The organism is Sphingomonas sp., assembly GCF_031380695.1.
Classification (GTDB): Bacteria; Pseudomonadota; Alphaproteobacteria; order Sphingomonadales; family Sphingomonadaceae; genus Sphingomicrobium.
The window spans coordinates 1-5516 of sequence record NZ_JANMWY010000266.1 but is presented as its reverse complement, the minus strand read 5'-3'; the positions used below and the strand labels follow the sequence as shown (position 1 = coordinate 5516).

Sequence of the window (5516 nt, the reverse complement as noted above, 5' to 3'; positions counted from 1 at the left end):
GGCAACGGCGCGATGGCCGACCGCACCTTCATCGAATGGGACAAGGACGATATCGCAGCACTCGGGCTTTTGAAGGTCGACGTTCTGGCGCTCGGCATGCTGACCTGTATCCGCAAGGCGTTCGAATTTTTGGCCAAACATCACGACCGGCCAATGACGCTCGCCAAGGTGCCGCGCGAGGATGCAGAAGTTTACGACATGCTGTGCCGCGCTGATAGCATCGGCGTGTTCCAGGTCGAGAGCCGGGCGCAAATGAACATGCTGCCGCGTCTGCGGCCGCGCTGCTTTTACGATCTCGTCATCGAAGTGGCAATCGTCAGGCCGGGGCCGATCCAGGGCGACATGGTCCATCCCTTCCTGAAACGGCGGTCGGGCAAGGAAAGCGTGCTTTACCCCTGCCCTTCGCCCGAGCATGGCCCGCCCGACGAGCTCGAGCGAATTCTCAGCCGGACGCTGGGCGTGCCGGTTTTCCAGGAGCAGGCGATGAAGATCGCGCTCGACGCGGCGAAATTCAGCCCGGCCGAGGCCAATCAGCTGCGCAAGGCGATGGCGACTTTCCGCTCGCGCGGGACGATCGAGCTGCTGCAGGAGAAGATGGTCGGGCGGATGGTCGGGCGCGGCTATGACCCCGATTTCGCCCAGCGCTGCTTCGACCAGATCAAGGGGTTCGGCGAATATGGCTTTCCCGAGAGCCATGCGGCGAGCTTCGCGCACTTGGTCTATGTGTCGAGCTGGCTGAAGTGGAAATATCCGGCGGCGTTCGCCTGCGCCCTGCTCAATTCACAGCCGATGGGGTTTTACGCGCCGGCGCAGATCGTGCGCGATGCGCGCGATCATGGGGTCGAGGTGCTCGGCGTCGATGTGAACCACAGCGAATGGGATTGTACACTTGAGGAGAAAAGGCTTCGCCTCGGCCTCCGCCAGATCGATGGCTTGCGGCTCGATGCCGCGACCCGCATCGTTGCCGCCCGGGGCGACACGCCTTACCCTTCGGTCGAGGAGGTGCGTCGCCGGTCGGGGACCAATGTCGCGGCGATCGAGAAGCTCGCCGAGGCCGATGCGTTCCGCTCGATCGACCTCGACCGCCGCGCCGCGCTATGGGACTCGCGCGCGCTCAAGGGCTCACCCGACCTCCCGCTGTTCGCTTTTGCCGACGCCCGCGACGAGGGATGGGAGCGCGAGATTGTCCGCCTGCCGCACATGCCACTCGGCGAGCAGGTAGTCGCCGATTACCAGACCATCCGCCTGTCGCTGAAGGCCCACCCGATGCAGTTCCTGCGCGACCATTACCGAGAGCGCGGGTTCACCACCGCCGACCAGCTGCGCTCGCTCCGCTATGGCCGCCGCGTGTCGCTCGCCGGGCTGGTCCTGATCCGCCAGCGGCCGGGCAGCGCCAAGGGGGTGTGCTTCATCACGCTGGAGGACGAGACCGACATCGCCAACCTCGTCGTGTGGCCCGACGCCTTCTCCGCCCAGCGCCGCATCGTAATGGGGGCGCGGCTGATGGTGGTGCACGGCATGGTCCAGCACGACGAGGCGGTGGTCCATGTCGTTGCGCGGAAACTGGAGGATGACACCGCCATGCTCCGCGCGATCAGCGAGGAGTCGATGCCCTCGACGTTAAGTGCAGGCGACGGCGGCGGCAGCTGGCGCGCGCCGACCGCCATGCACCCGCGCAACGTCAGCTGCATCCCAAAGAGCCGCGACTTTCACTGAGCCTTTGCCGCACGCGCTTAATCATGATTAACTCCGCCCCGTTGCATTCCGCGTGAGTCGCGTCCCGGCGGGGGAAGCATCCGGCGGCCAGTGGGCCCGCCGAACTGGTGCTTTTGCGCCGAACAGGGGATGAGCCATGAAATTCGCCATGATGATTGCCGCCGCCGCTACCCTCGCCTTCGCCGCGCCGGCCACCGCCGAGCCAGGCAAGGCGATCGTTTCCATCTATCGGATCGCACCAGGCCTGCAGGCAGGCTTCCTTAAGTGGCTCGATCAGCAGGACCAGGTGTCCGCCGCAGCGGGCATCGCCAAGGGCCAGCTCTATGCGCATACCGACGGCGATAGCTGGGACTATATGGTGATCTACCCAGTGACGACCGAGGCGCAGGACAAGGCGAGCGAGGCCGCCGCCAAGAAGATGGGCATGAACCCGATGCGCGGCGGGCTGGAACTGCGCAAATATATCAGCAGCCATACCGATACGTTCACCCGGGGGCCGATGACCGCCGCCGACTATCTGGCCCTGCTCGGCGAGAAATAGCAGGATGGGGGAGCAAGGCGGGGCGTTCAGCCGTTGGCAAGCATTGCCCGCGAAAAGGACGCCCATGAAAGCCTTGCTCCTCACCGCCGCCGCGCTCGTCTCGGCACCAGCGCTCGCCGCTTCACCCCTCGAGGGGAGCTGGACCAATCCCAAGCATAGCGTCACCGTACGCATCGCGCCGTGCGGCGATGACGTGCTGTGCGGGCGGGTGACGTCCGCGAGCGGCCAGGCCCGCGCCGCCGCCGCCGACGGGGGCACTCCGCGTCTGATCGGAACCGAGCTGTTGAGCGGGCTGGAGCAGAACGGCGAAGGCATTTGGCACGGGGAAGTGTTCGTCCCCGACATCGGTCGCCGCGCCGAAGCCGACATTCATCTGCTCGACCGGACACACATGGAAGTGCAGGGCTGCGCGGTCGCCGGGTTCATGTGCAAGTCGCAAGTGTGGACGCGGGTCGCTAGCCCGCCGGCGGGTCGAGCACGGCGTCGCTGATCAGGTCGCCGGCCAGCACCGCCGCCTGGATCGCGGCCATTTCATCGGCCCAGTAGCGATCGGTGCCAAGGTGCGGCGAGAGCGCGCGCACCTTGCCGTGGAGCACCCGGAGCGCCGGGCTGGTCTGCAGCGGCGCATGATAGTCGAGGCCTTGTGCCGCCGCGATCAGCTCGACCGCGACCACCCCCGCTGCATTGTGCGCGATCCGCACAGCCTTGCGCGCGGCGATCGGGGCCATCGAGACATGGTCCTCCTGACCGGCGGACGTCGGGATCGAGTCGACGCTGGCGGGGAAGGCCATGCTCTTGTTCTCGCTGACCAGCGCGGCGGCGGTGACTTGCGGGATCATCAGCCCGCTGTTCAACCCGCCATCGTCGGTGAGGAAGGCGGGCAGGCGGCTCATCGTCGGATCGACCAGCACTGAGGTGCGGCGCTCGCTCAATGAGCCGACCTCGCACAATGCCATGGCGATGATGTCGGCGGCGAAGGCGACCGGCTGGGCGTGGAAATTGCCGCCGCTGATCGCCTCGTCCGTATCCGGGAACAGGATCGGGTTGTCGGTCACCGCATTGGCCTCGATCGTCAGGGTGCGGGCGGCGTTGGCGAGCAGGTCGAGGCTCGCCCCCATCACCTGCGGCTGGCAGCGGAAGCTGTAGGGGTCCTGGACGCGGCCGCAGTCGTGATGGCTGGTGCCGATGTCGCTGCCGTCGAGCAGGGCGCGGAGGCGGGCGGCAACGGCGATCTGGCCGGGCTGGCCGCGCAGCTCGTGGAGGCGGGCGTCGAACGGCGCGCAGCTGCCCTTGAGCGCATCGACCGCCATCGCGCCGGAACCGAGCGCGGCGGCGAACACCCGTTCACCGAGGAACAGCGCGTCGAGCGCGATCGCGGTCGAGGCCTGGGTGCCGTTGATCAGCGCGAGCCCCTCCTTCGGGCCGAGCGCGAGCGGTGCGCGGCCCATTCGCTGGAGCGCGGCGGCGGCGGGCATGACGGTGTCGGCGAGGTCGATCGACCCTTCGCCCATCAGCGTCGCGACCAGGTGGGCGAGCGGGGCGAGATCGCCCGAGGCGCCGACGCTGCCCTGTGAAGGGATGACCGGTATGGCGTCGGCGTCGAGCAGGGCTTGCAGCGCGTCGATCACCGTGCGGCGAACGCCCGAATGGCCGCGGCCAAGGCCGATCAGTTTGAGGATGATCATCAGCCGGACGGTGGCGCGGGGGAGCGGGTCGCCGAGACCGCAGCTGTGGCTGAGGATCAGGTTGCGCTGGAGGTCGGCGAGACGATCGGCGGGGATGCGGGTCTGGGCGAGCAGGCCGAAGCCGGTGTTGACGCCATAAACGGTGGCGCCGCCGGCAACGATGCGGACGACCGAGGCGGCGGCGGTATCGATGCGGGCGAGGGCGTCATCGGCCAGGCGGACGGGGGCACCGGACCAGAGCAAGCGCAGCTCAGCGAGGGTGACTGCGCCGGGGGAGAGGGTGATCATAGCGCGGTCATATCGTCATTCGGGGCGATTGACGAACGCCTTGGTGGACTTAGGCCGGGGGACGCGCTTGCCCCTGGTTCGGCTGGTCAGATGATAGCGGCGGCAACGGTCGCAGCAATAGGGGCGAAGCGTGATCGTCGCGGCGGCAGCGGCAAGGTGGGCGTCGCCGGCGGTGGCAAAGCGCGCCTTGCGATTGCAGATGGCGCGGCGGGTTTTCATGGGCCAAAGTTCACTAAAGTTCACACGGTACGGGCTATTTGGACAGCGCGCGATTTCGGTCGGATCGAAGCAGGACCGGTGATTAGAATCAGCGGCTTACGGCGTGGCACGAGTGGTGGGCTGTAGGAAAGTTATTTCGGTAACGTCAGCTTTTGGTGGTTACCTGAAGGTCAGCTTTCGGGCTGGACTTCGCCTTAGCTGCCGTTTCGAGTTTGCAGATAAGCGTCTTGCTCCGCGACTTCCTGTTCGGTGTAGGCGGAATCTGGCGCGTCGCCGATTGGGTTATAGTCGCCATACCCGAGGCGTTCGTTGTAGCTCTGCATTGCTTGGTGCCACGACGACGCGCGGAGGCTGAACACAAGCCGTGCATCAGGCACGAGCGTCGGCCGCAGTTGGTCATCGCGTTCGCGCACAGGCCCGAATTGGCCGCCGTCGTCGTTCTCCCAATACTCATGCAATAGGTCAGGCATTACAGCCGTGTAAGTCTCGGCGTGGATGTCTGCAATCGGGAAGCTTGAAGCTGACCCAGTACGGCCATTTTCGGGTGGAGAGCGATCCGGCAGCTTCTAGACGAAAACGCGGGGAAGCAGACGCTACGGTTCGACCCGCAAAGAGACTTTAGCGTCGTCTGCAATGCCTGATAGCTGGCGATGAAGATCGCCAGAAACGGCGAAATGCTCCCGCGCTGGCACCACAGCGAAGTTGTTTGCCTCGTATTTTCCCTCAGCAAAGGCCGGGTAGATCGCATAGGTGAAGCACTCGCCCTCCGAAGGTCGTTTACCAGCTTGATGAAGCGCTTCAATGAGCGGCGGCAGGAACCAGTCATTGGCTTGATCGCCCGCGAGCGCTGTGCGGAATGTGTCTTCGTCGTCGGCAACCTTTTTGAGATCGCCGGTCCCGGTGTTCAGCCAGTGCACGCCTGTCGGCGTTTTTAAAAATACATCTCCGAAGGCCGAAAATAAGAGCGGTGACCATGCCTCGCCGAGCCGCCACTCCCATGAGGCGCGTAAGGCTGTGACCGCATCGCCCTCAGGCGTCATCGTCAGATCAGACCACTTCATGGGATG

At 65.6% G+C, this 5516-nt stretch carries 7 protein-coding genes; 3 read left to right on the top strand and 4 right to left on the bottom strand.

Features of this window, described 5'->3' with window-relative positions; all coding sequences use genetic code 11:
* The 3 genes from RMN84_RS09615 to RMN84_RS09605 all read left to right on the top strand — a co-directional run.
* Nucleotides 1-1716 (top strand): OB-fold nucleic acid binding domain-containing protein (locus RMN84_RS09615; protein WP_309611954.1); only part of this gene is annotated, 1716 nt, incomplete at its 5' end.
* Between the two features lie 136 nt (nt 1717-1852).
* Nucleotides 1853-2257 (top strand): hypothetical protein, encoded by a 405-nt coding sequence (locus tag RMN84_RS09610; RefSeq protein WP_309611953.1) that lies wholly within the window; start codon nt 1853-1855, stop codon nt 2255-2257.
* Between the two features lie 64 nt (nt 2258-2321).
* A complete protein-coding gene (locus tag RMN84_RS09605) occupies nt 2322-2747 on the top strand; it encodes a DUF2147 domain-containing protein (protein WP_309611952.1) in 426 nt (141 codons plus the stop codon).
* Here RMN84_RS09605 and hutH read toward each other — a convergent pair.
* The 4 genes from hutH to RMN84_RS09585 all read right to left on the bottom strand — a co-directional run.
* A complete protein-coding gene (gene hutH, locus RMN84_RS09600) occupies nt 2713-4230 on the bottom strand; it encodes a histidine ammonia-lyase (protein WP_309611951.1) in 1518 nt (505 codons plus the stop codon). The genes RMN84_RS09605 and hutH overlap by 35 nt on opposite strands.
* A gap of 15 nt (nt 4231-4245) precedes the next feature.
* On the bottom strand, nt 4246-4449 hold the full coding sequence (locus RMN84_RS09595) for a hypothetical protein (RefSeq protein ID WP_309611950.1): 204 nt from the start codon (nt 4447-4449) through the stop codon (nt 4246-4248).
* Between the two features lie 194 nt (nt 4450-4643).
* A complete protein-coding gene (locus RMN84_RS09590) occupies nt 4644-4919 on the bottom strand; it encodes a hypothetical protein (protein WP_309611949.1) in 276 nt (91 codons plus the stop codon).
* A gap of 123 nt (nt 4920-5042) precedes the next feature.
* Nucleotides 5043-5516 (bottom strand): T6SS immunity protein Tdi1 domain-containing protein (locus tag RMN84_RS09585; RefSeq protein WP_309611948.1); only part of this gene is annotated, 474 nt, incomplete at its 5' end.

Bases quoted from the DNA above. Each gene is read 5' to 3' on its own strand.
- RMN84_RS09610 (WP_309611953.1), top strand. From the start codon at position 1,853: ATGAAATTCGCCATGATGATTGCCGCCGCCGCTACCCTCGCCTTCGCC.
- RMN84_RS09595 (WP_309611950.1), bottom strand. From the start codon at position 4,449: ATGAAAACCCGCCGCGCCATCTGCAATCGCAAGGCGCGCTTTGCCACC.
- hutH (WP_309611951.1), bottom strand. From the start codon at position 4,230: ATGATCACCCTCTCCCCCGGCGCAGTCACCCTCGCTGAGCTGCGCTTG.
- RMN84_RS09590 (WP_309611949.1), bottom strand. From the start codon at position 4,919: ATGCCTGACCTATTGCATGAGTATTGGGAGAACGACGACGGCGGCCAA.
- RMN84_RS09605 (WP_309611952.1), top strand. From the start codon at position 2,322: ATGAAAGCCTTGCTCCTCACCGCCGCCGCGCTCGTCTCGGCACCAGCG.